The organism is Zunongwangia sp. HRR-M8, from assembly GCF_027594405.1.
In the GTDB taxonomy this organism is placed as follows: Bacteria; Bacteroidota; Bacteroidia; order Flavobacteriales; family Flavobacteriaceae; genus Zunongwangia.
In genome coordinates this window covers 1,386,765-1,409,569 of sequence record NZ_CP115161.1, presented here as the reverse complement: position 1 = coordinate 1,409,569, position 22,805 = coordinate 1,386,765, and the positions used below count along the sequence as shown (strand labels likewise).

At 35.2% G+C, this 22,805-nt stretch carries 21 protein-coding genes and 1 tRNA gene; 11 read left to right on the top strand and 11 right to left on the bottom strand.

The genetic code is table 11. From position 1 onward, the window contains the following. The first annotated feature begins 5 nt into the window (after positions 1-5). Positions 6-1,280 carry an adenylosuccinate synthase gene (locus tag PBT89_RS05895; protein WP_270063828.1) on the top strand — a complete coding sequence of 425 codons (1,275 nt, stop codon included), beginning with the start codon at positions 6-8 and terminating at the stop codon, positions 1,278-1,280. Between the two features lie 78 nt (positions 1,281-1,358). On the opposite strand, the gene PBT89_RS05890 is transcribed toward PBT89_RS05895, so the two are convergent. Both PBT89_RS05890 and PBT89_RS05885 read right to left on the bottom strand, forming a co-directional pair. Further along, positions 1,359-2,204 carry a ferritin-like domain-containing protein gene (locus PBT89_RS05890; RefSeq protein ID WP_270063827.1) on the bottom strand — a complete coding sequence of 282 codons (846 nt, stop codon included), beginning with the start codon at positions 2,202-2,204 and terminating at the stop codon, positions 1,359-1,361. A gap of 25 nt (positions 2,205-2,229) precedes the next feature. After that, on the bottom strand, positions 2,230-3,015 hold the full coding sequence (locus tag PBT89_RS05885) for a ferritin-like domain-containing protein (RefSeq protein ID WP_270063826.1): 786 nt from the start codon (positions 3,013-3,015) through the stop codon (positions 2,230-2,232). A 258-nt stretch (positions 3,016-3,273) separates the two neighbouring features. Here PBT89_RS05885 and PBT89_RS05880 point away from each other — a divergent pair, with 258 nt between their 5' ends. The 7 genes from PBT89_RS05880 (at position 3,274) to PBT89_RS05850 (ending at position 12,689) form a co-directional block, all read left to right on the top strand. Next, positions 3,274-5,085: an OstA-like protein gene (locus tag PBT89_RS05880; RefSeq protein WP_270063825.1), complete on the top strand. Its 1,812-nt coding sequence runs from the start codon at positions 3,274-3,276 to the stop codon at positions 5,083-5,085. Further along, a complete protein-coding gene (locus PBT89_RS05875) occupies positions 5,078-6,265 on the top strand; it encodes an aspartate aminotransferase family protein (RefSeq protein WP_270063824.1) in 1,188 nt (395 codons plus the stop codon). The genes PBT89_RS05880 and PBT89_RS05875 overlap by 8 nt, the downstream gene beginning before the upstream one ends. 100 nt (positions 6,266-6,365) lie before the next feature. After that, a complete protein-coding gene (locus tag PBT89_RS05870) occupies positions 6,366-7,763 on the top strand; it encodes a tetratricopeptide repeat protein (protein ID WP_270063823.1) in 1,398 nt (465 codons plus the stop codon). 37 nt (positions 7,764-7,800) lie between these two features. Beyond that, positions 7,801-8,745, top strand: coding sequence for a DUF368 domain-containing protein (locus PBT89_RS05865; RefSeq protein WP_270063822.1), 945 nt, complete (start codon positions 7,801-7,803; stop codon positions 8,743-8,745). Further along, the gene (locus PBT89_RS05860) at positions 8,732-9,751 is read left to right on the top strand and encodes a DUF368 domain-containing protein (RefSeq protein WP_270058650.1); all 1,020 of its coding nucleotides are present in this window, start codon (positions 8,732-8,734) and stop codon (positions 9,749-9,751) included. The genes PBT89_RS05865 and PBT89_RS05860 overlap by 14 nt, the downstream gene beginning before the upstream one ends. A gap of 6 nt (positions 9,752-9,757) precedes the next feature. Further along, positions 9,758-10,489 (top strand): shikimate dehydrogenase family protein, encoded by a 732-nt coding sequence (locus tag PBT89_RS05855; protein WP_270063821.1) that lies wholly within the window; start codon positions 9,758-9,760, stop codon positions 10,487-10,489. A gap of 118 nt (positions 10,490-10,607) precedes the next feature. Continuing rightward, on the top strand, positions 10,608-12,689 hold the full coding sequence (locus PBT89_RS05850) for a DUF349 domain-containing protein (protein ID WP_270063820.1): 2,082 nt from the start codon (positions 10,608-10,610) through the stop codon (positions 12,687-12,689). A 110-nt stretch (positions 12,690-12,799) separates the two neighbouring features. On the opposite strand, the gene mazG is transcribed toward PBT89_RS05850, so the two are convergent. The 7 genes from mazG to PBT89_RS05815 form a co-directional block, all read right to left on the bottom strand. Beyond that, on the bottom strand, positions 12,800-13,573 hold the full coding sequence (gene mazG / locus PBT89_RS05845) for a nucleoside triphosphate pyrophosphohydrolase (protein WP_270063819.1): 774 nt from the start codon (positions 13,571-13,573) through the stop codon (positions 12,800-12,802). A 56-nt stretch (positions 13,574-13,629) separates the two neighbouring features. Further along, the gene (locus PBT89_RS05840) at positions 13,630-14,091 is read right to left on the bottom strand and encodes a hypothetical protein (RefSeq protein ID WP_270063818.1); all 462 of its coding nucleotides are present in this window, start codon (positions 14,089-14,091) and stop codon (positions 13,630-13,632) included. 251 nt (positions 14,092-14,342) lie between these two features. After that, the gene (locus PBT89_RS05835; protein ID WP_270063817.1) at positions 14,343-14,987 is read right to left on the bottom strand and encodes a hypothetical protein; all 645 of its coding nucleotides are present in this window, start codon (positions 14,985-14,987) and stop codon (positions 14,343-14,345) included. Between the two features lie 156 nt (positions 14,988-15,143). Further along, positions 15,144-15,404, bottom strand: coding sequence for a hypothetical protein (locus PBT89_RS05830; RefSeq protein ID WP_270063816.1), 261 nt, complete (start codon positions 15,402-15,404; stop codon positions 15,144-15,146). 115 nt (positions 15,405-15,519) lie between these two features. After that, positions 15,520-15,595: transfer RNA gene (locus tag PBT89_RS05825), tRNA-His, on the bottom strand. A 60-nt stretch (positions 15,596-15,655) separates the two neighbouring features. Further along, positions 15,656-16,372 carry a bacillithiol biosynthesis deacetylase BshB1 gene (gene bshB1 / locus PBT89_RS05820; protein ID WP_270063815.1) on the bottom strand — a complete coding sequence of 239 codons (717 nt, stop codon included), beginning with the start codon at positions 16,370-16,372 and terminating at the stop codon, positions 15,656-15,658. A 21-nt stretch (positions 16,373-16,393) separates the two neighbouring features. Beyond that, positions 16,394-17,536, bottom strand: a complete 1,143-nt coding sequence (locus PBT89_RS05815; RefSeq protein WP_270063814.1) for a trans-sulfuration enzyme family protein — start codon at positions 17,534-17,536, stop codon at positions 16,394-16,396. Between the two features lie 227 nt (positions 17,537-17,763). Here PBT89_RS05815 and PBT89_RS05810 point away from each other — a divergent pair, with 227 nt between their 5' ends. From PBT89_RS05810 to PBT89_RS05800, 3 genes are all read left to right on the top strand, one after another. Beyond that, positions 17,764-19,503 carry a thiamine pyrophosphate-dependent enzyme gene (locus tag PBT89_RS05810; protein ID WP_270063813.1) on the top strand — a complete coding sequence of 580 codons (1,740 nt, stop codon included), beginning with the start codon at positions 17,764-17,766 and terminating at the stop codon, positions 19,501-19,503. A gap of 107 nt (positions 19,504-19,610) precedes the next feature. Continuing rightward, positions 19,611-20,663 carry an NAD(P)-dependent alcohol dehydrogenase gene (locus PBT89_RS05805; RefSeq protein ID WP_270063812.1) on the top strand — a complete coding sequence of 351 codons (1,053 nt, stop codon included), beginning with the start codon at positions 19,611-19,613 and terminating at the stop codon, positions 20,661-20,663. Positions 20,664-20,791: 128 nt separating this feature from the next. Continuing rightward, positions 20,792-21,169, top strand: coding sequence for a PH domain-containing protein (locus PBT89_RS05800; RefSeq protein ID WP_270058661.1), 378 nt, complete (start codon positions 20,792-20,794; stop codon positions 21,167-21,169). A gap of 96 nt (positions 21,170-21,265) precedes the next feature. Here PBT89_RS05800 and PBT89_RS05795 read toward each other — a convergent pair whose 3' ends face one another. Then, positions 21,266-21,790, bottom strand: a complete 525-nt coding sequence (locus tag PBT89_RS05795) for a sigma-70 family RNA polymerase sigma factor (protein WP_270063811.1) — start codon at positions 21,788-21,790, stop codon at positions 21,266-21,268. Between the two features lie 193 nt (positions 21,791-21,983). Beyond that, positions 21,984-22,802 (bottom strand): glucose 1-dehydrogenase, encoded by an 819-nt coding sequence (locus PBT89_RS05790; RefSeq protein ID WP_270063810.1) that lies wholly within the window; start codon positions 22,800-22,802, stop codon positions 21,984-21,986. Between the last annotated feature and the right edge of the window lie 3 nt (positions 22,803-22,805).

Here is a 22,805-nt window from a genome sequence, read left to right as displayed (position 1 = left end):
TTTTCATGGCGGTAGATTTACTACTCGGGCTTCAATGGGGCGACGAAGGCAAGGGAAAAATTGTTGACGTTTTCACCTCTAAATATGATATTATTGCACGCTTTCAAGGTGGGCCAAATGCTGGGCACACTTTAGAATTCGACGGGCAAAAACATGTTTTACATACTATCCCATCAGGAATTTTTCACGACAATACCATCAACCTTGTTGGTAACGGAGTGGTAATTGATCCTGTAATTTTTAAAAAAGAACTGGACAACCTGGCTAAACATAATGTAGATTACAAATCTAAATTAGTAATTTCCAGAAAAGCCCATCTTATTTTACCAACCCACCGTTTACTAGATGCAGCTTCTGAAGCTTCCAAAGGTAAAGCCAAGATTGGTTCTACTTTAAAAGGTATTGGTCCAACTTACATGGATAAAACCGGAAGAAATGGTATACGTGTTGGTGATTTAGAATTAGATGATTTTAAAGATCGTTATCAAGCACTTGTAGATAAGCATGTAAAAATGATTGATTTTTATGATGCCGATGTGCAATTTGATCTTGCTGAATTAGAAAAAGAATTCTTTGAGGCTATCAAAACATTAAAATCACTTCAGTTTATCGATAGCGAAGAATTTTTACAACAAGCACAGGCTGAAGGTAAAACTGTTCTTGCCGAAGGTGCTCAAGGTTCTCTTTTAGATATCGATTTTGGAACTTATCCTTACGTAACTTCATCTAATACTACTGCTGCGGGTGCCTGTACAGGACTTGGAGTATCTCCAAGACAAATAGGCGAAGCATTCGGTATTTTTAAGGCATACACTACTCGTGTTGGAAGTGGACCATTCCCAACTGAACTTTTTGATGAAGACGGTGAAACAATGGGACGTGTAGGTAACGAATTTGGAGCAACTACCGGTAGAAGAAGGCGTTGTGGATGGTTAGATCTTGTTGCATTAAAATATGCGGTACAAGTAAACGGGATCACCCAACTTATTATGATGAAAGGTGATGTTTTAAGCGGATTTGAAACTTTAAAAGTATGTACTGCTTATAATTATCGTGGAGAAGAAATTAAACATCTTCCTTATAACATAGAAGAGCAAAATATTTCTCCTATATATACTGAACTAAAAGGTTGGGAAGCCGATTTAACAGGAATGACGGAAGCGTCGCAACTTCCAAAAGAATTTAACGATTATGTTGACTTCTTAGAAAAAGAACTAAATGTTCCAATTTCTGTAGTTTCAGTAGGACCTGATAGAACACAGACTATACAAAGAAAATAAGTAATCGAAATTATCGATTTTTGGATATAAAAAAAGGCTGTTATAAAACAGCCTTTTTTTTATAGCTTCTAAGATTCTTTAATTTTCTTCTTGAGGTGCTACTATAAATAAACTTGCAATCGCTGTAGCAGTTTCACCGGTCATTGGCTCATCAAAAGCTTGGCTTACTGCCGCTGCCTTATCTCCCACAAGTGGTGAGTCTCCATAATCATAGCCTACAAGGTCAATCCCTGCTTGTGAAGTTACCTCTTCACCATCATAAACGTCTTGAGTTGCCGCTGGCATTCCTGCTCCTCTTTCACTACCAGTAATCCAGCCTTTAAGACCTCTAATTCTTCTAATTTCTGAAGCATGTTTCGCTTCTACAGAATGAATTTGAAGTGCTGGCTCCAAAAATGCTGTCCCCATCAAATTAGCTGCCTGCCCTTTATATGCTCTAACTCCTGTATCTTCAAAAGCCTGAGCTAAAGCTAATAATTGCGCATATGCATCTTCAGAATCTGGATTAAAAGGATCGAATGCACCATCCGCAGTAAAATCGAAAGTTGGTTTTGCTACTGGATCTGCTCCTGCTCCTTCTAATCCGGCAATTAAGAAATCTACGTGGGCATCTTCGTGCTTCGAAATTTGCATATATACTTTTTCTGCATGAGATCCTCCTTCAATAACTCCAGATTCCAGAGCTAACATATAAAATTCAGACTCTAAATATTCCAAAGTTAGAGCTAGTTGCAATGCATCCACAGCAGAGTTTCCACTATCCTGAAATGCGGCAGCTTTAGTACTTGCTAAACCAAAAGGTACTGCTGCGATTGCAGCTTTTTTCCCAAAAGAACTCAAAGTTCCAAACATGTTCCTTCTAGAAGACTTCTTATTCATTAAATTCTCAGATGAAAATTCATCTAACATCTTTATAATACTCATAATTTTTTCGTTTTAAGTTAGTAGTTTACGATTCTTGCTGTGGTGCTGGTAAATTATTTGCTGTAAATGGCGTTGCTACCACATCTAAGCCTACTACGGCAGAATAAATATCTGCAGGATCTGCAGCTGGATCTAATCCATTTTCATCAATTACGTCGTCCCCAGCAAAATCTGTAGAATCTGGATTAATTAGTGATCTAATTGCTGATGCATGTCTTGCCTCTACAGACACAATCTTTCCTGCGATTACTAAATATGTAGAATCCGCAATACGATCTCCGGCACCATTATAAGCACTTACGCCTGTATCTTCTAACAACTTAGCAGTTGCAAGAACACTATCTCTACTATTAATATCAATATTAGCTCCTTCTAAATCAAACTCAAGATCTGGTAACATAGCTTCTGGAGAATCTGCAGTTGCCGCTGCTATTGCAGTTCTAAAAAACTCACGATGTATTACCTCATGATTATATAAATCATCAAATAATTCCTTTTCTTCATCTGGAGCACCAGCATAATAATCTCCTGTTCTTACCGCAGTATAAAAAGCAGCTTCAAGTTGTTCTAAGGCATATGCATAATTTAATATACCTAAATCTCCACTTCCTAAATCAAAAACTTCTGGATCTGGATCTGGTGTAGGTTCTGGCTCCATTTCTCCTCCAGGATTAAAATCATCATCTTCGCTACATGCATATAACAATGTTGATCCCGCAAAGGCTAAACCACTCATCTTAATAAATCTTCTTCTCGAATTCCCAGGTCCCTTATTGTCCTGAAAATCCACTTTTACAACTGGTTTTTTCATAATTTAATTTTATTAGTTATGCTAAACTTACGGAGGAGTTTGGCTTAAGGTTTTTCTAAAAGAGTTAATATTTTATTAAACTGAAAAGTTAAAACTTAAATTTTCCCAATTTTTAGAATATTTCACTACTCATTAAGAAATAATTTAGCAATGTTTAGCGTTGAAAATTATCAAATTATCAGTTTCAAACCTTGTAATTATCAATCCAAGTCTTTTAAAACTATCTCATGAATTTCGCTATTTTTGCATAAATTTTTAATGTTGAAAAATTTCCTTCTTACAATATTTTTTCTTTTTAGCCTTATCCCATTCTACGCTCAGGAAACTGGCCGTAAAATTGATTATGAAAACGATAGGCAATATCGCGATGAAGAAAAATACCCTGGTGCCTTAGTAATGAGCAAAGTAACCAATCAGGTACATTTCACTCATCAGGGGATCGAAGTATGGTGTAACAATGCTGTTTTCTACGAAAGCGATAACTTTTTTAAGGCATACGGTGAAGTCCGTATGAAACAGGGAGACACCGTTAATATGAATAGTGATTATGCTGAATATAATGGCAACACTCAATTTGCTTTTGCCAGTGGCCAAGTAAAAATGAAGAGACCGCAGACTACTTTAGAAACAGACACTCTATTTTTTGACCGTTTAAAGCAAGAGGCTTACTATCGCAGTGGAGGAAAAGTAACCGATACCGCAAGTGTTCTTACCAGTACTATAGGAAGATATTATTTTGAAGAAGATAAATATACTTTCTTATCAGATGTTAAAATTACAAATCCAGATTATATTGTAAATTCAGATCATATTGATTTTTATTCTGATAGTGGTCACGCTTACCTCTACGGGCCTTCTACGATCGAGGGTGAAGAAAGCACCGTATATTGCGAACGTGGCTTCTACGACACCCGCGGTGACACTGGATACTTTGTAAAGAACTCAAAAATAGATTATGATAATCGAACGGTATTAGGTGATAGCTTGTATTTTGATAGGAATACCAGTTTTGCTTCAGCAACAAATAATATCGAAGTTATCGATACGACTAATAATAGCAAAGTCACCGGTCATTACGCCGAGGTCTATAGAGAAAAAGATTCTGTAATAATAACCAAATGGCCAGTTGCTGCCTCACTTCAGGATCAGGATTCGGTATTTATACACAGCGACACTTTACTAGTTACCGGCAAACCTGAGGATAGAATTATTCGAGGATTTTATGATGTTCGTTTATATAAAACTGACATGAGTGGTAAAAGTGATTCTATTTATGTAAATCAAAAACAAGGACTAACCAGACTTATTAATATCAATCCCGGAGAAAATAGCGCCACTAGTGTAAAAAGAAATCCTGTATTATGGTCGGGCTTAAGTCAGATGACGGGAGATACTATTGAAATTTTAAGCAATAAAGAAACAGAGCAATTAGATAGTCTTAAAGTTTTTAAAAATGCTTTTCTAATTAACAAAGATAGCATAGAAGGCTATAATCAAATTAAGGGGCAAGAATTAATTGGTTTGTTCGAAAATAACGAACTATATCGTGTAGATATCGATAAAAACACGGAAACGCTTTACTATAGTCGATCAGAAAACAAAGATCTTATTGGTATTAACAAAACACTTTCTAGCCGTATTGAAGTCTTTTTTAAAGAACAGCAAATCCAAGATGTTTATTATTATAAAACTGTAGAAGGTACTTTAAAACCTGAAGAAAAAGTTCCCCAAAATACCAGAGAATTGCAAGGTTTTAATTGGCGAGGCGACGAAAGACTATTGAAAAAGCAGGATCTTTTTAAAGGAAAAGAATTACCAGAATTAGTTAGAATTCAGGGGATACCATTGCCTTCTCAGGCAGAAGACTTTTTTGATGAACGTGAAGATGGCGATATGCTACTCAATGAAAACTCTAGACTAAAACCTGAGGATCTTAAAGATAGAGCACAGGATTCTGTTCCATCCCTTAAAACTTTGATTCCTCAAGGTGTTCAAATCAAAACTGAAGAATCAAAAGATAAAAAAGCAGATAGCTTAAAAACAAAAAAATTGCCTACTAAAATTGAATAAAGACTTTTTAAAATATCAGGCACAAACTACGCCACACCCTTTAGGATTAGAAGTTGTAAAAGCTGAAGGCTCTTACATTTTCACCTCAGACGGACAGAAACATTTGGATTTTGTCGCGGGTGTTTCCGCTACAAGTTTGGGGCACTGCCATCCTGAGGTTATTAAAGCGATAAAAGAACAAGCCGATAAATATTTGCACGTAATGGTTTACGGCGAATATTCACAAGCTCCTGCGGTAGCATTCTCAAAATTACTTGCCGATAATCTTCCGCAGCCATTAAAAAAAGTTTATTTAGTAAATTCTGGCACCGAAGCTATCGAAGGTTCTTTAAAACTTGCACGAAGAGCAACAGGAAGAACTCAATTAATTGCAGCCAAGAGCGCTTACCACGGTAACACCATGGGATCGCTGAGTTTAATGAATTTTGAAGAACGCCAGAAACCATTTAGACCTTTAATTGGAGATATCGACTTCATTGAATTCAATAATGAGCAAGATTTAAACGAAATTACAGAAAATACAGCCGCAGTTATTTTAGAAACCATTCAGGGAGGCGGCGGATTTATTCAGCCAAAAGATCAATATCTAAAAAAAGTAAAATCACGTTGCGAAGAAGTTGGCGCCTTATTGATTTTGGATGAAATTCAGCCTGGTTTTGGCAGGACGGGAAAATTATTCGGCTTTCAAAATTACGACGTCGTTCCAGATATCATGGCAATTGGCAAGGGAATGGGCGGTGGTTTACCGGTAGGAGCTTTTGTAGCTTCAGAAAAATTGATGGATTTACTTTCAAACAATCCAAAAATGGGGCATATTACCACATTTGGTGGCAATCCACTGATTGCAGCGGCCTGTCATGCCACGCTAAAAACGATTCTGGAAACTGAATTAATGGCAGCAACATTAGAAAAAGAAAAACGCTTTAGAGAATTATTAGTTCATCCATTAATTTCAGAAATAAGAGGAAAGGGATTAATGCTCGCGGCCATTGTAAAATCTGAAGAAATTGCCAATAAGATCATCCTAGATTGCAAAGAAAAAGGACTTATTTTATTCTGGCTGTTATTCGAGAAAAAAGCGGTAAGAATCACTCCGCCACTCACAATTTCTATGGAAGAAATTGAAGAAGGATGTGGCATTATAATTGAAGCTCTAAATAAAATAGAAACTAAAGCTTAAGTTGTTGATTACTTTGTTAACAACAATTGAAGCATCTATACTCGCTGGGTTAAATCCTTTTTTAACTTTAGTAATGTAGGAACCACGTAACAACTTGCTTATGCAGTTAAGTCATAACGAAGACAACAATTTCTCACTTTCACGTTTCGAATCGATGCTAAAGACTAATGATGTGCTTTTTTTCGATTCCAACGAATTCGAAAATATAATTCATCATTATTTAGAAATCGGAAAAATTAATCTGGCGAAGAAAGCAGTGAAACTGGGACTTTCTCAACATCCTTCATCTATAAATTTAAAACTTCTTAAAGTTGAAATTCTGGTTTTTGAAGATAAATTAGATTTAGCAGATGGGCTCTTAGCCGAAGTTCAGGATTTAGAGGCGAATAACGAGGAGGTTTATATTCAGAAAGCGCAAATCTTTTCTAAGCGAGATGAGCATCAGCAAGCAATTAAAGTGCTGGAACTTGCTCTTGAAGTTACCGAAGACTTGGCAGAAATCTACTCTATGATTGGAATGGAATATTTGTTCCTTGAAGATTTCCAAAATGCGAAGATTAACTTCATGAATTGTTTAGAAGCAGATGAAGAAGACTATTCTGCACTATACAATGTGATGTATTGTTTTGATTTTCTGGGAGAAAGCGAAGAAGCGATCGAATACCTTAATATGTATTTAGATAAAAATCCATACTGTGAGGTAGCTTGGCATCAGGTTGGTAAACAATATTTCGATTTAAAAGATTATAAAAAAGCACTGGCAGCCTTTGATTTTGCCATTATAAGTGATGAATTTTTTATAGGTGCGTACTTAGAAAAGGGAAAAGTTTTAGAAAAGCTTAAACGCTATCCTGAAGCCATTGAGAGTTATAATGTAACCCTCGAGCTAGACGACCCCACTTCTTTCGCTTATCTGAGAATAGGAAAGTGTTTTGAACAACTTGGTAATGATAAACTTGCCATTGTTAATTACGAAAAAACGGTTCACGAAGATCCTCTTTTAGATAAAGGATGGATTGCGATTACCGATTTTTATATCAAGAAGAAGAACTTTAAAAAAGCATTGTATTACATCAATAAGGCAATAAATATTGATGAAGAAAATGTATTGTACTGGAAACGCTATGCCAGAATCAATAACCGATTAAACCTGAACAGAGAAGCTGAAAGAGGTTATCGCAAAAGCTTAGATTTAGGAAATTATGAACTTGAAACCTGGATAAGAAGATGTGATATTCTTATTAATCTGGGAGAATGGGAATCGGCTGTGCAAAACCTTTTACAAGCAAACGAATTCTATCCCGGAATTGCGGAGATTGAGTATCGTTTAAGCGGTTTATATTTTATGCTGAATAATGCCGAGTTGGCTTATAAACATTTAGAAAATGGATTAAAGGCCGACGCTGAATATTATATTATAATAGAAGAACTTTTTCCAGAAATTTTTAAACGCAAAAGCGTTAAACAATTAATAGATTCTTACCAAAAGCCTTCATAGTAATTTCCTAACTTTGGCCAAATCTAATTTTTAGTACATGCAAAGAAGCTTTAAAGAATATTTAAGCGTTACACTAAAAGGTATGGCCATGGGTGCCGCAGATGTTGTGCCCGGAGTTTCTGGTGGAACCATCGCTTTTATCTCTGGGATTTACGAAGAATTGATCTCTACCATAAGCGGAGTTGATCTTTCTCTTTTAAAAACCTGGAAAAACGAAGGTTTTAAAGCGATGTGGAATCAGCTTAATGGTGGGTTTATCGTTTCTTTATTTCTGGGAATCTTAATTAGCGTTTTTACTTTAATGCGTTTGGCTAATTACTTATTAGACAATCATCCTGTACTAATTTGGTCCTTCTTCTTTGGTCTTGTTTTGGCTAGCATTTGGTATGTGGGTAAGCAAATTCCTAATTGGAATTATAAAATCGTGCTAGCCGTTATCATTGGTGCTGCGGTAGCCCTATATGTCACTTCGCTACCTCCTATGGGAAGTTCAGAAAGCACTTTTTTCATGTTTATTGCTGGAGCAATCGCTGTTTGTGCCATGATTTTACCAGGAATATCCGGTGCCTTTATATTAGTATTACTAGGCGCGTATCGCCCGGTAACCGATGCTGCACACAACTTCGATATTAAAACATTAGCAATAGTTGGCGTAGGTGCCATTTTTGGTTTGCTTAGCTTTTCTAAAATATTAAAATGGTTATTTACTAATTATACTAGTCTAACCTTAGCTGTATTAACCGGTTTTATAGCGGGATCTCTCAATAAGATATGGCCGTGGAAAAAAGTTCTGGAAGTAGCCCGATTTAATGATAAAGAAATTCCCGTAAGTGAAACTTCAGTACTGCCATGGAATTTTGAGGGGGATCCACAACTACTTTTCTCAATGATCCTCATGTTAGCAGGATTCGGACTCATTTTTCTTTTGGAAAGTTTAGCAGGCAATAGCAATAAACCTGAAGAGGCTAATGCAACAAACTAGAACCTTAACAGATAAAATTTTCCTTATTTTAAAAGGATTGGCCATGGGTGCCGCTAACAAGGTTCCCGGGGTATCTGGTGGTGTTGTAGCTTTTGTAGCAGGATTCTACGAAGAGTTTATTTATTCCCTTCAAAAGATTAATCTTAAAGCTGGTAAGCTTTTAATTGCTGGTAGATTCCGCAGTTTTTATCATTACATAAATGGTAAGTTTTTAGCTTTGCTTATTTTGGGTATGCTCATTAGCTATTTTAGCGTGTCCAAATTATTAGATTACCTCATTGTTCATTACGAACTTTATGTATGGTCGGCATTTTTTGGAATGATTATCGGTTCTATTTATTACATCAGTAAAGATTTTGACGAATGGAGCCGTCGAAGCCTATTATTCGTTATGCTGGGAATTTTTTTTGGCATAGCTATTAGTATGCTAGAACCCGCAAAACAAAACGATAATTTATGGTTCGTGTTTTTTTGCGGAATGATTGGCGTTTCGGGAATGACGCTTCCCGGGTTATCTGGCTCCTTCATACTTATTTTGTTAGGTAATTATGTGTTGTTACTGGTCGATTCAGTCAACGCACTTTATGATACACTAGCAGATATCATTAGCTTAGACTTCAGCTTTGTTTCAAATGAAGCTCGCATGCACCTTTTACAGGTAATGATCACCTTCGCTGCAGGCTCATTAGCAGGACTGGTATCCCTTTCCCATCTTTTAGGATATGTTTTAAAAAAATATAAAAAAGATACTTTTGCCACTATTATCGGCTTTATTACCGGATCGTTAGGCGTAGTATGGCCGTGGAAAGATAAAATATACAAAGTAAATAAAAGCGGTGATTTTCTAAGAGATAGCCACGGTGACAAAATTGTAGATAACTACAACCGTTACTTGCCCGATTTTGAACATTTAGATACTTATATCGCTATGTTCTTTATTCTGGTAGGAATTTTTATAGTATTGGGACTGGCTCTTTATGAGAAAAGAGCGCAAGCAAAAAAATAGTGAAACATGAGAAAATTCGGACTTTTAGGTAAAAATATAGATTATTCATTCTCAAAGAAATACTTCAACGATAAATTTGAAAATGAAAAAATTGATGCTGAATATGTAAATTTTGATATTCCTAAAATTGAAGACTTCTCATTGATCATCACCAAAAATCCTCGTTTATCAGGTATGAATGTTACTATTCCTTATAAAATGGAAGTAGTAAAATATCTAGATGAACTTTCTGAAGATGCAAAAGAAATTAAAGCTGTAAATGTCATTAAGTTTGAAGAAGCTAGTAAATTGGTAGGGCATAATACCGATTTTATAGGTTTTAGAGATGCTTTATCCCCGCATTTAAGACCTCAACATACGCATGCTTTAATTCTTGGAACCGGTGGTGCTTCCAAAGCAGTAGCTTACGCCTTAAAAACATTGGGAATTTCGTATAATTTTGTCTCCAGAAATCCAGATGAAGATCAATTCTCGTATAATAATTTAACTGAAGCTATTATTCAAAAATATTCCCTAATTATAAATACCACGCCACTCGGCACGTTCCCTAATACCGATAAATATCCAGGAATCCCTTATCACTTTATCGGTAAAAACCATCTGGTATTCGATTTGATTTATAACCCGGCAGAAACCAGTTTTATGAAAAAGAGTAAGGAACATGGTGCCGAAGCAATAAATGGTAAAAAAATGCTCGAACTTCAGGCTGAAGCTGCCTGGTCTATATGGAATTCCTAAGTATTTCATCAAAATTGCGCATATTTTCTCATAAAAAATTTCGTTTTCTTGCCCAAGTTTAGTGTAGTTGTTATCTTTCAGCTTTAATAACTATAGCCGAACTTTAACATTGAAATATATGTCTCAATCAGATAACGAAAACAAGAAAGAAAAACTTTCTAACAAAGAAAATCCTGAGAACCTTGAATTAACTCAGAATCAGGAATCTTCAGAAGAAAGTAAGAAAGAAGAAAAGAAGGTAGATGAATCTTTTTCGGAAGAGGTTGAGAATCCAGAGGCTGCAAATGAAGAGCTGGAAGAAGCTATGGTAGCCGAATCTACTTTTGTTCAGGATACTGAAAATAATAAAGTCACAAATGCGCAAGATAAGGACGAGGATGACGATGAGCATGAAGATGCCATTATCGAAGAGCATAAAAAAGGAGTAGACGATTCTCTTGCTGAGGATAGCGAAGATGAAAGTGCCACCGAACGTCACACGATCCCCAAGAAAGATTACCACTCGATGAGTAATGAGCAACTGGCCGATGAGCTGGAGCGATTACTTAAAAACGAGAAGGTACAGGCCATCAAAAATCATGTTATCGAAATTAGAGCAGAATTCAATGCTAAGTTTGATGAAGAGTTTGAAGAGAAAAAAGAAAATTTTCTTTCAGAAGGTGGAAATATTATAGACTTCCACTACTCTACACCGCTTAAAAATCGTTTCAACTCACTTTATTTCGATTACCGCGAAAAAAGAAATAAATACTACCAACAACTTAAGCAGGATCTTAACGCCAATCTTAACAAACGTCTTGAAATAATTGAAGAGTTAAAAGGTATTATTAATATTGAAGAAAATATCAATACCACCTACAATCATTTTAAAGATATTCAGGATAAATGGCGCACAGCAGGGCCAATCCCTAGAGATAAGTATAATAATGTTTGGAATACTTATCATCATCATGTAGAAAATTTTTATGACTTCCTTCACCTAAATCGCGAATTTAGGGATATGGATTTTAAGCATAATCTAGATCAAAAACTTAAGGTTATTGATCGTGCTGAAGAATTAGCCCAAGAACAGGATATTAATCGTGCATTTAGGGAATTGCAGATGCTCCACAAAATGTGGAAAGAAGAACTTGGCCCAGTAGCCAAAGAATATCGAGAAGAAATATGGGAAAGATTTAGCAATGCTACCAAAATAATCCATGATCGCCGTCAGGAATATTTCGAAAATTTAGATAAAGAATTCGATAAAAACTGGGAAAAGAAACAGCAAATTATAGAAAATATTCGCGAAATCGCCAATCAGGATATTAGCAGCCATAGTAAATGGCAACAAAAGATTAAAGAAATTGAAGCTTTACGGGAAGATTTCTTTAAGGCAGGAAAAGTACCACGTAGCAAAAATGAAGAGACGTGGAAAGAATTTAAAGAAACTGTTAGAAGCTTTAACCGAAAGAAAAATTCTTTTTATAAGAATTTGAAGAAAGAGCAGTACGAGAATCTCGAGAAGAAAAAAGAATTAATCCAGATCGCAGAAGATAATAAGGATAGTGACGATTTTAAAACGGTTACTCCTTTAATGAAAAAGATTCAGACCGATTGGAAAAAAATAGGTCACGTTCCAAGAAAAGACAGCGACAAGATCTGGAAGCAATTTAAAGCCGCCTGCAACTATTACTTTGATCGTTTACATGAGAATCGTAGCGAAGAAAATAAAGAGGAAATGGAAGCTTTTGCCAACAAAAAAGATCTTTTGGAAAAAGTTCGATCATACGAATTTGCAGGCAATAAAGAAGAAGATTTAGAGCAGATAAAAGCTTTTATTGCGGAATGGAAAACTTTAGGTCGCGTTCCTTATAATAAGCGTTTTATTGAAGGGAAGTTTAATAAATCTTTAGATCAGTTATTTAATAAATTGGATATAAATCGTACAAAAGCTGAAATGCTGAAGTATGAAAATAAAATTCAATCGCTTAATGACGCTGATGATGAAAAGAAAATTAGAAATGAGCATTTCTTCTTAACTAAGAAAATTGAAGAAACTCAAGCCGAAATTCGACAATTAGAGAATAATTTACAATTTTTCTCTAACGTAGATGACGACAATCCTTTGGTACAAGATGTTCATAAGAATATTAATGATCATAAAGCACAACTTAAGGTTTGGAGAGAAAAACTTAAAAAAGTAAAATCTCTTTATTAATTAAGAGTAAGTATCAACAGAAAAGCCGGCAATTTGCCGGCTTTTCTGTTGATATTCAGTATAGTTAATTTTGACTTCAACTTACATTGATTAAGATTCTAAATTAAATACTATAATTTTTTTGCTTCATTCCAAAACACATCCATTTCAGCTAAAGTCATATCTTTTAGCTTCTTTTTGTTTTCTTCAGCTTTACTTTCAAGATATTGAAAACGCTTAATAAATTTTTTATTGGTGCGTTCTAAGGCATTTTCAGGATTAATATTTAGGAACCTGGCATAATTAATCATTGAGAACAATACATCTCCAAATTCGGCTTCCATTTTATCCTTATCATCAATGTTTACCTCATCCTGAAACTCTTCTAACTCTTCCTGTACTTTCGCAAATACCTGCTCTGGATTTTCCCAATCAAAACCAACACCAGAGACTTTATCCTGAACTCTAGTGGCTTTTACCAAAGCTGGTAAAGATCTGGGAACTCCTTCCAAAACACTTTTCTTGCCCTCTTTGAGTTTTAAATTTTCCCAATTTTTCTTTACATCATCTTCGTTTTCCACTTTTACATCTCCATAAATATGAGGATGTCTTGATATGAGTTTCTCACAAATTCCATTCGCTACATCTGCAATATCAAAATCCTTAGTTTCGCTTCCTATTTTGGCGTAAAAAACAAGATGTAAAAGAACATCACCTAATTCTTTTCGAACTTCTTCCAGATCGTTATCCAGTATCGCATCTCCCAATTCGTAAGTTTCCTCTATCGTAAGATGCCGTAAACTTTCCATGGTTTGCTTGCGATCCCAAGGACATTTTTCCCTAAGATCGTCCATGATGGTTAATAATCTATCAAATGCTTTTAGTTGTTCTTCTCTGGAATTCATTGTAACTTTTTAAATCTAAAGTACAATTTTAAGAAGATTTAGATAGATACAACGACTTACTGTCTTTTTAATTTATAAATACAGCCTTCAGTACACTTTGGTGATTTATAAGTTGGATAGTAAACGATATAATCTGTATTTATATTCTCTAGAGCCTGATAGGACACATTCTCTGGAGATATATTTTCATTAATCGCGCAATCGTAATTTAAAACCAGCATCTTTATATCGCTATGATCAGGATGCTTAACGAGACTGTAATTACCAGTATTGCAGTTGGCAAAACCACCTTCAAAAGTACCATTTTCAAAAAATGCTATAGTGTATCCATCACTAACTGAAGTCCAAGATGCTTCATCTCCTGTACTAACTTTTTCTTCTACAAGTTTCCATTTACCAACAATATGGATTTGGTCGATTGCTGAAACCGGTAATTCTTCCAACTTTTCTTCTTCCTCACTACTGCAGGAGAAAAGACATATAACAATAACAAACAGGCTAAGTAAATAAGTTTTCATAATATAAGAGTTTCTATGTAGATCCTAAATAAGCTAAAAGGTTGCGTAATATATAGTTGAGACATTGAGGTTATTAGTGATTATGCTAATCTTTCAATTGATTTATAGAAAAATATAAAGTGAAAATCTATAAAAATTCCAAAAATTAGGATAACCAGCCATCGTCTATAATTATTATTTGGTGCTGTCCTTACAGCAAGTTTAACTCATTTATAATTTTAATGATTCCTAATTAATTATGCCAAATAACATTAAAAATTGATTTTCTGTGTATTGAAAACAAATTTCTTATTGTTGTTAAATCTGAATGTTGTCCTGAAAATATATGAGTTTGTTTCCATTTCTTTATCGTCATAAGCTAAAACAAAATACTCTGGAAATGAGTTCTTACATCTAGTGATAAATTCTTCTATTGTGAATTCGTATTTTGCAAACGTATGTTGACTTTCAATCTCTGGAGTAGGAATTAATTTTACGGCATTTGAATCATCGTTTATTTTAAAAAATTCACCATTATTCTTTTTAACTTCTATAGAAATACTTTCTAATCTATCATTATACTTTAATGCGTAATCAACTACAATCCCCTTTTCGTAGTTTTCTTCATCTATTTTGGAATAATAGTTTAATAAAGAATCACGACTACTGGATATAAAATCAAAATAAACTAAAATTTCATTCTTATCTACAAATTGATTTATAGGGTTTGGTTTAATTATGGGAAAGTTGTCACTACTTTGATAAATTGTTGCATATTTTAATGCAATTGTATCAATAGTAATTCCTTTATCCATTATAGCCTGGATATCTGCGGAAGGTTCAGTTTCTGTATTTGCATCATCTTTATCGCATGCTGCAAACAATAAAACACAGATAGAAAATAATAACTTTCTCATAGCTTCAATTTTAATGTTTATTATAGAGATGCTATAACAGCGACATGGTTGCGTTGCATAGACAATTTTCGCTATGATAAATTTATTCAATTAACAAGAAAGCTCGATAGCGCTTTGCTTTGGAAAGATTATTTCAGTCGCTAATTCAATGGCGATTTATTTAGCGTAGAGATTCAATTTTGGGTAGGCAGAGACTGAATAATTCCTGGAATTACAAATCTCTTCATATTCTTCTTCAGTAATTAAATCAAAATCCTGAAAATAACTGGAGAAAAGTTCAAGCTCTGCATAAGAATTCAAAATAATTACAAGACTCTCATATTTTGGTAAGGGAAAAGAAAATTCAAGTTTTGCCTCAACGTTGTTGTGAGTTTCTAAAAATTCTTCAATTCTTTTTATTTTATTCCTAGTTACCATTTAGCGGGGTTAAGTAAACTAAAATACGATGCAAAAATAAAAATTTTATACGAATGATGTATAAGTTTGAAGAAATAAAAAAACCCTACTTAAAAAAGTAGGGTTTCACAAATAAGGGTGGAAGACCGGTTTCGAACCGGCGACCTCTGGAACCACAATCCAGCGCTCTAACCAGCTGAGCTACAACCACCATTTCAAATTGCGGTTGCAAATATATGTTATTTTATCGCTCCTGCAAAGAAAAAAATCGATTAAATAAGATCAAAAATGGAATCTACTGCTACATAGCGTTCTACAGTAAAACCTTCGGCGTATTCTGTATTAATTATTCTTCCTAAATCGCGTGCTCTATAGTTTACACTGTCTAAAAAGTTATTACTAGATATAGGAGTATTGGGTTCTTTACTATTTGGATCGTAGAACTGGGTTGTATAAGCTTTTACTGCATCCATTTTCTTATCCATATACCCCGTAACATCTACAAGCACATCTGGATCGATTGGTTTCCACTGTATATAATGAAAAACCTGTTTAGGCCGCCAGGCTTTCTGCTTATCGCCATCATTAGTAGTTTCTATCTTCATCAAACCGCTTAAAAAACAGGCATCACTAACTAGTTTTGAACCTCTACCATGATCGATATGACGATCGTCTATAGCATTACAGAAAACAATCTCTGGCTGATATTTTCTAATAATCTCTATAATTTTTAGTTGATGCGCTTTATCATTAATAAAAAATCCATCAGCAAAACTTAAATTTTCGCGCACATGAACACCTAAAATTTCAGCAGCTTTAGCCGCTTCTTTATCTCTGGTTTCCGCAGTACCACGTGTACCAAGTTCTCCTCTCGTTAAATCTAAAATACCAACTTTTTTACCACGATCTATTTCTTTAGCCAAGGTAGCAGCACAACTTAATTCTACATCGTCTGGGTGCGCTCCTATGGCAAGAATATCTAATTTCATAAACTTTTATTTGTTTTTAATCTAGGCTAATGCCTGTTCTATATCATCAATTAATTCTTCTGCTTCTTCTATGCCTACCGAAAAACGAAGCAAACCATCTTTAATCCCCTGCTCTGCCCTTTCTTCTGGACTAAGTAAACCATGCGAAGTTTTAGCAGGTGAAAGAATAGTGCTTTCAACTCCGGCTAAACTCATCGATGATTTAATAAGCTTCAGTTTTTTCTGGAATTGGTCGGGATTAATTCCTTCAACTAACTCAAAAGACAACATTCCTCCAAATCCGCTCATTTGTTTTTTTGCTATTTCGTGATCGGGATGAGAAACCAAACCAGGATAATATACTTTCGCTACCTTTTTATGATTGTATAAATATTCGGCTAAAATCATTGCATTATTATTCTGAGCCTTTACTCGAAGTCCCATGGTTTTAAGACTTCGCTCTAAAAGCCACACCGTATAATCACTTAAATTTCCTCCTAAGTTTTTAGCCATCTGAAAGATCGTATCAATATGTGCTTCCGAAGAAATTACCGTTCCGGCGAGAATATCACTATGACCTCCCATATATTTTGTGGCCGAGTGAATTACCACATCAATACCCATATCAAGAGGATTTTGATTTACGGGTGAGGCAAATGTATTATCGATCATGCTCACTACACCTTTGCTTTCCGCTAATTTTGCTATGGCCTCAACGTCGGTAATAGTTAATAATGGATTTGAAGGCGTTTCGATATAAATAACTTTGGTATTCTCTTTAATTTCAGCTTCAAAAGAGGACAATTTTACATCCTTGGTAAAACTATATTCTATACCGAATTTATCGAATTCCTCCGTAATTAAATTACTAGTTCCGCCATACAAGGTATTCTGAAAAACCACGTGATCACCCTGGTGTAAAAATGCTAAAAGCGCGGTGCTTACTGCAGCCATTCCGCTACCAAATATTAGCGATGCTTCCCCATGTTCTAGCGCTGCCATTTTCTTTGCCAAAGCTACCTGATTGGGTGTATTAAAATATCTAGGATATCTTTTAACTGCAACATCTTCAAAAGCATAAGATGTAGACATATAAAGCGGACTTACCGCTCCTTTAAATTCTGTATCCTCGAGTTCTCCGGCATGCGTACAAATAGTATTTATGCCCTTATATTTTTGATCCATGATTTATAATTTTAGGGATCTAATTTAAGAAGTTAGGCTTGCAATTGCTACAGTTAATTTAGGTTTCTTAATCTGCACTTTAACATCTCTTTAAAACGAAAACGTAATAAAAAATTTTGGGCCGATTAATTTACCTTTTTGTTGTGAAATTAATTTATCGCTTTACCACTGGTTTAACAGCACTAATAGGATATTTACAATAACTTAGATCCATAAAAAAAGTTATCATGGGAAAAAATGTTTCAGACCTATTGGTCAATATGCTTGTTGAAGCCGGCGTTAAGCGCGTCTATGCAGTTACAGGAGATAGCCTAAATCCTGTTAATGATGCCGTGCGCAGGGATGGTAGATTGCAATGGATTCATGTTCGCCATGAAGAAGCAGGTGCCTATGCAGCTTCAATGGATGCCGAATTAGACGGTATTGGTTGCTGCATGGGTAGTAGCGGTCCTGGCCATGTACACTTAGTTAATGGTCTTTACGATGCTAACCGAGCTGGTAACCCGGTAATCGCAATTGCTTCTACAGTTCCTACTAATAAATTGGGAACCGAAAATTTTCAGGAAACGAATGTCACAAAATTGTTTGATGACTGTAGTAAATATTGTTTTATGGCAAACACGCCAGAACAGGCTGCGCATGGTTTCCAAAGTGCTATCCAATCTGCTATCCACCAAAAGGGAGTTGGAGTGGTAGGATTGCCCGGTGATATCGCCTCGGCTGACGCTGCCCATATAACAACATCTGAACAGAATTATTTCACAAATTCTAAACTCTTACCTAGTAACGAAGAACTAAAAACATTAGCTAAAGTAATCAACGAGAATAAAAAGGTGATGGTTTATTGCGGGTATGGCTGTAAGGATGCCCAAGATGAAGTAATGCAACTTGCCAAAAAACTTAATGCTCCTATGGGATTAAGCTTTAGAGGAAAAATATTCTTCGATAAAGAAAGTAATCCATATGTAGTAGGATTAAACGGACTTTTAGGTACAAAGTCTGGATTTAAGTCTATGCACGAAGCCGATGCACTAATACTTTTAGGAACAGATTTTCCTTATACAGATTTTCTTCCTGAAAAAAATACAATTATTCAAATCGATGAAAAGCCCGAGCGTATAGGACGAAGAGCGAAAGTAAACTTTGGCTATCATGGTAAAATTAAAGATACTTTAGAAGCTCTAATCCCGCTATTAGAGGCTAAAAAAGACACGTCTTTTCTTGATGATATGAGAAAAATTCACTTGGATATCGAAGAAAAATATCACAGCTACGTAAAAGAAAAAGGAGAAGATGAAAAAATTCATCCTGAGTATGTAGCTTCAGTTATCGATGAAATCGCTAATGATGATGCAATATTCACTGTAGATACAGGCATGAGTGCCGTTTGGGCAGCGCGTTATCTAAAGGGAAAGAAAAATAGATATTTAACGGGTTCTTTTAATCATGGATCGATGGCAAATGCTATGCCTATGGCTATTGGCGCTGGTTTGGGACATCCAGATCGTCAGGTTATTGCTTTTTGCGGGGACGGAGGGATTTCTATGCTATTGGGTGATTTAATGACTATTAGTCAATATAAAATTCCGGCTAAAATTATCATTTTTAATAATTCCTCATTAGGAATGGTAAAATTAGAAATGCAGGTAGAAGGTTATCCCGAATGGCAGACAGATATGGTAAATCCAGATTTCGCCATGATAGCTAAAGCTATGAATATAGAAAGTTGGGTGGTAAAAAATCCATCTAATGTTAGACAAGCATTGGCTGAAGCTTTTGCGTATGACGGACCTGCAGTGGTTAACATTTTTACCGATCCTGACGCTTTAGCGATGCCCCCTGAAATTAAGTTTGAACAAATAAAAGGTTTTGCGAAAACCATGGGTAAAATGATGATAAATGGAAAATCTGCAGATGTAATTGATACCGCTAAATCTGATGCTAAATATTTGAAAGAGCTATTTTAACCTCAAAAATTGATCTAGGTTAATAGTTCTGGTTAAATATGAGTTAAAGACAAAACTGCAAAATTACAGCTATTTGATTTCAATTAGTTTTGCCAAAAATAGTTAGAATGAATACTACAGAAATAAAAGCATTTGGTGCTAAATCTAAAACAGCATCTTTAGAAGAATTAAACATTGAAAGAAGAGAAACCTTAGCCGACGATGTAGAAATCGATATTCTATATTGCGGCGTATGTCATAGCGATATACATACCGTACGAAACGATTGGGGAGGTTCTAAATATCCAGTAGTGCCAGGTCACGAAATTGTTGGTAGAGTAATTAGTGTTGGAGATAAGGTTTCTAAATTTAAGGAAGGTCAGCTTGTTGGTGTTGGCTGTATGGTAGATTCTTGCCAGCATTGCGATTCTTGCAAAGACGGATTAGAACAATACTGTGAGAATGGTATGGTGGGAACTTATAACGGAAAAGATAAACATCTTGGCGGTCATACGTACGGTGGATATTCAGAAAAAATTATTGTAGATCAAAAATTTGTTTTGGATGTACCAGAAAGTTTAGATGCTAAAGCAGTTGCGCCATTACTTTGCGCAGGGATAACCACATGGTCACCTTTAAGAAACTGGAATGTAAAAAAAGGTGATAAAGTTGGTGTTATTGGTTTAGGAGGATTGGGCCATATGGGTATAAAATTCGCCCACGCTCTTGGCGCTAAAGTTGTAATGATTACAACCTCTCCTGGCAAAAGTGAAGATGCTAAGAGATTAGGAGCAGATGAAGTTCTTATTTCTAAAGACGCGGAACAAATGGCTGAGCATAAAGCTAGTTTTGATTTTCTACTGAATACCGTTCCTGTAAAGCACGATATCAATCCATATATAGGTCTGCTTAAAAGAGATGCTACTATGGTTTTAGTTGGCGCAATTGAACCATTAGAATTCCATGGTGGCGGAGTGATTGCCGGAAGAAAAAGTATTGCAGGATCCTTGATCGGAGGAATTAAAGAAACTCAAGAAATGTTAGATTTCTGTGGAGAACACGACATCGTTTCGGATATAGAAATGATCGATATGCAAAATATCAATGAAGCCTATGATCGTGTAACCAGTAACGATGTTAAATATCGTTTTGTTATTGACATGCAGTCATTAAAAAACTAATTAAGCTGAAATTATTTTTTCAATATTAGAGAAAAAATATAACATTTTTTTATCTAAACTGCCTTTGAGTTATAATCCGCGGATTTGTAATTTGAAGGCAGTTTTAATTTTAATCAAAAAACAGAATCATGAGCATATTTTCATCGCTATTGGGGAACGCCGGGGCTATTAGTAAAGAGAAACTGGAAGAGAAATATCATAAGTTATTAATCCCTTCAGAGAATATAGAAGCTGGATTTAAATTAATTAGAGATACTTTTATATTCACCAATAAAAGATTAATTCTGGTAGATATTCAGGGTTTAACTGGAAAGAAAACCGAATATTTTTCAGTGACTTATAAAAGTATAAGTCGGTTTAGCGTAGAAACCGCCGGAAGTTTTGATTTGGATGCTGAGCTAAAAATTTGGATTTCTGGGGAACAAAATCCTTCTATAAGTAAAAGATTCAATACAAGTGTCGATATTTATGAAGTACAGAAAATACTGGCCTCTTTTGTTCTTTAATTGTCTCTCTAAGAATCGCAAAATTAAATTTAACCGAATAGATATCCATATTTTCAGTAATAGATCCCTGACTTATCTGGCATACAATTTTTCACTTCAGTCACAAAGCGAACATTGCGACTGACCGACAAGTTTTCCTTCAGTATTTGTTTCGTATTTACAGCATTCTTTAAAGCGATTTTTCATTATCGTTTTTGATCGTCGAATAAGCGCTTTAGCATTTGCCAGTGAAAGACTTGCTAATTCTGCAGCTTCCTTTTGTGGTTTTCCATCAACATAAACGAGCTTCATAAGGCTGCGATTTTTTTCTGGCAACTCGTTCAAAAATTTATCAAAACAACAAACTTGAGTAAAAGGACTAGAATCCTCTTCTGAATTCTGGAAAATTATGTCCCTTACACAATATACCGAGTCTTTAAAGTAATCGTTAATCTCGTTTCTAATAATCTGAAAGATCCAGGATTTCAATTTACCTGGATTTTTCAGTTTATCTAAGTTCTTATGAATTTTTATAAATGAATTTTGTAGAATATCATTAGCATGCTCTTCATTCTTTACTCTTTTCAGAATAAAGAAATAAAACTCAATATGATATTTTTCCCAAATTTCTCTGGTATTCATAGACTTATAATTCTTTGCCGCAGCAAGAACATTTATCACAATTGCATTCTTTACACGGGCAATTAGCAGCGGCGCAATTTATACAATTACATTTATCGCATTCGCACTGGGTACAATTACATTTACTCATATCTACAGGTTTTTATATGTAGACTGAAAATGCTATAAAAAGATACAATTTTATATACAAAATTTATCCATTGCCATTAAAACCAGGATAGCATGTCATTCCGCCATCCACAAAAATTGTTGTACCGTTAATGTATTCAGATTCATCAGATGCCAGCCAGGATGCTACACTGCCAATGTCTTCAGGTTCTCCAATTTCGTCATAAGGAATTACCTTTTTCATTTTTTTACGGCCTTCTTCAGTACTCCAAACATCTTTATTAATTTCAGTTTTAATAGCGCCCGGGGCAATGCTATTACAGCGTATTTTTCTAGACGCATATTCCTGGCAGATACTTTTCATTAACATTTCAATTCCTCCCTTAGATGCTGCATAATTTGCATGCCCGGCCCAAGGAATAATCTCGTGTACCGAACTCATAGTTATAATTTTCCCAAGAGATTTAGAAACTTTTGGGCGCATACCTCGATTCAGAAATTCGATAATCGCTTCTTTACAGCAAAGAAATTGTCCCGTAAGATTTAGAGCTATTACCTGGTTCCATTGATCTAAGGTCATTTTATGCAATTCAGCATCTTGTTGCATTCCTGCATTAGGAACGCAAATATCTATAGTCCCAAATTTGTCTATTCCTTTTTTAAAAAGTGATTTTACTTCTTTTTCTTTACTTACATCTGCTTTTACTACTATGGTCTCCCCACCTGCTTTACACTCGCTTATTTCGTTAGCGACATCTTCAGCTTCTTCTTTACTAGAATGATAATTTATAACAATATTTGCGCCTTCTTTGCCCATGGCCAATGCTACGGCTTTACCTATGCCAGAACTGGATCCTGTGATAATAGCAGTCTGTCCTTCTAGTCTTTTATTGGGTGTATGCATAAC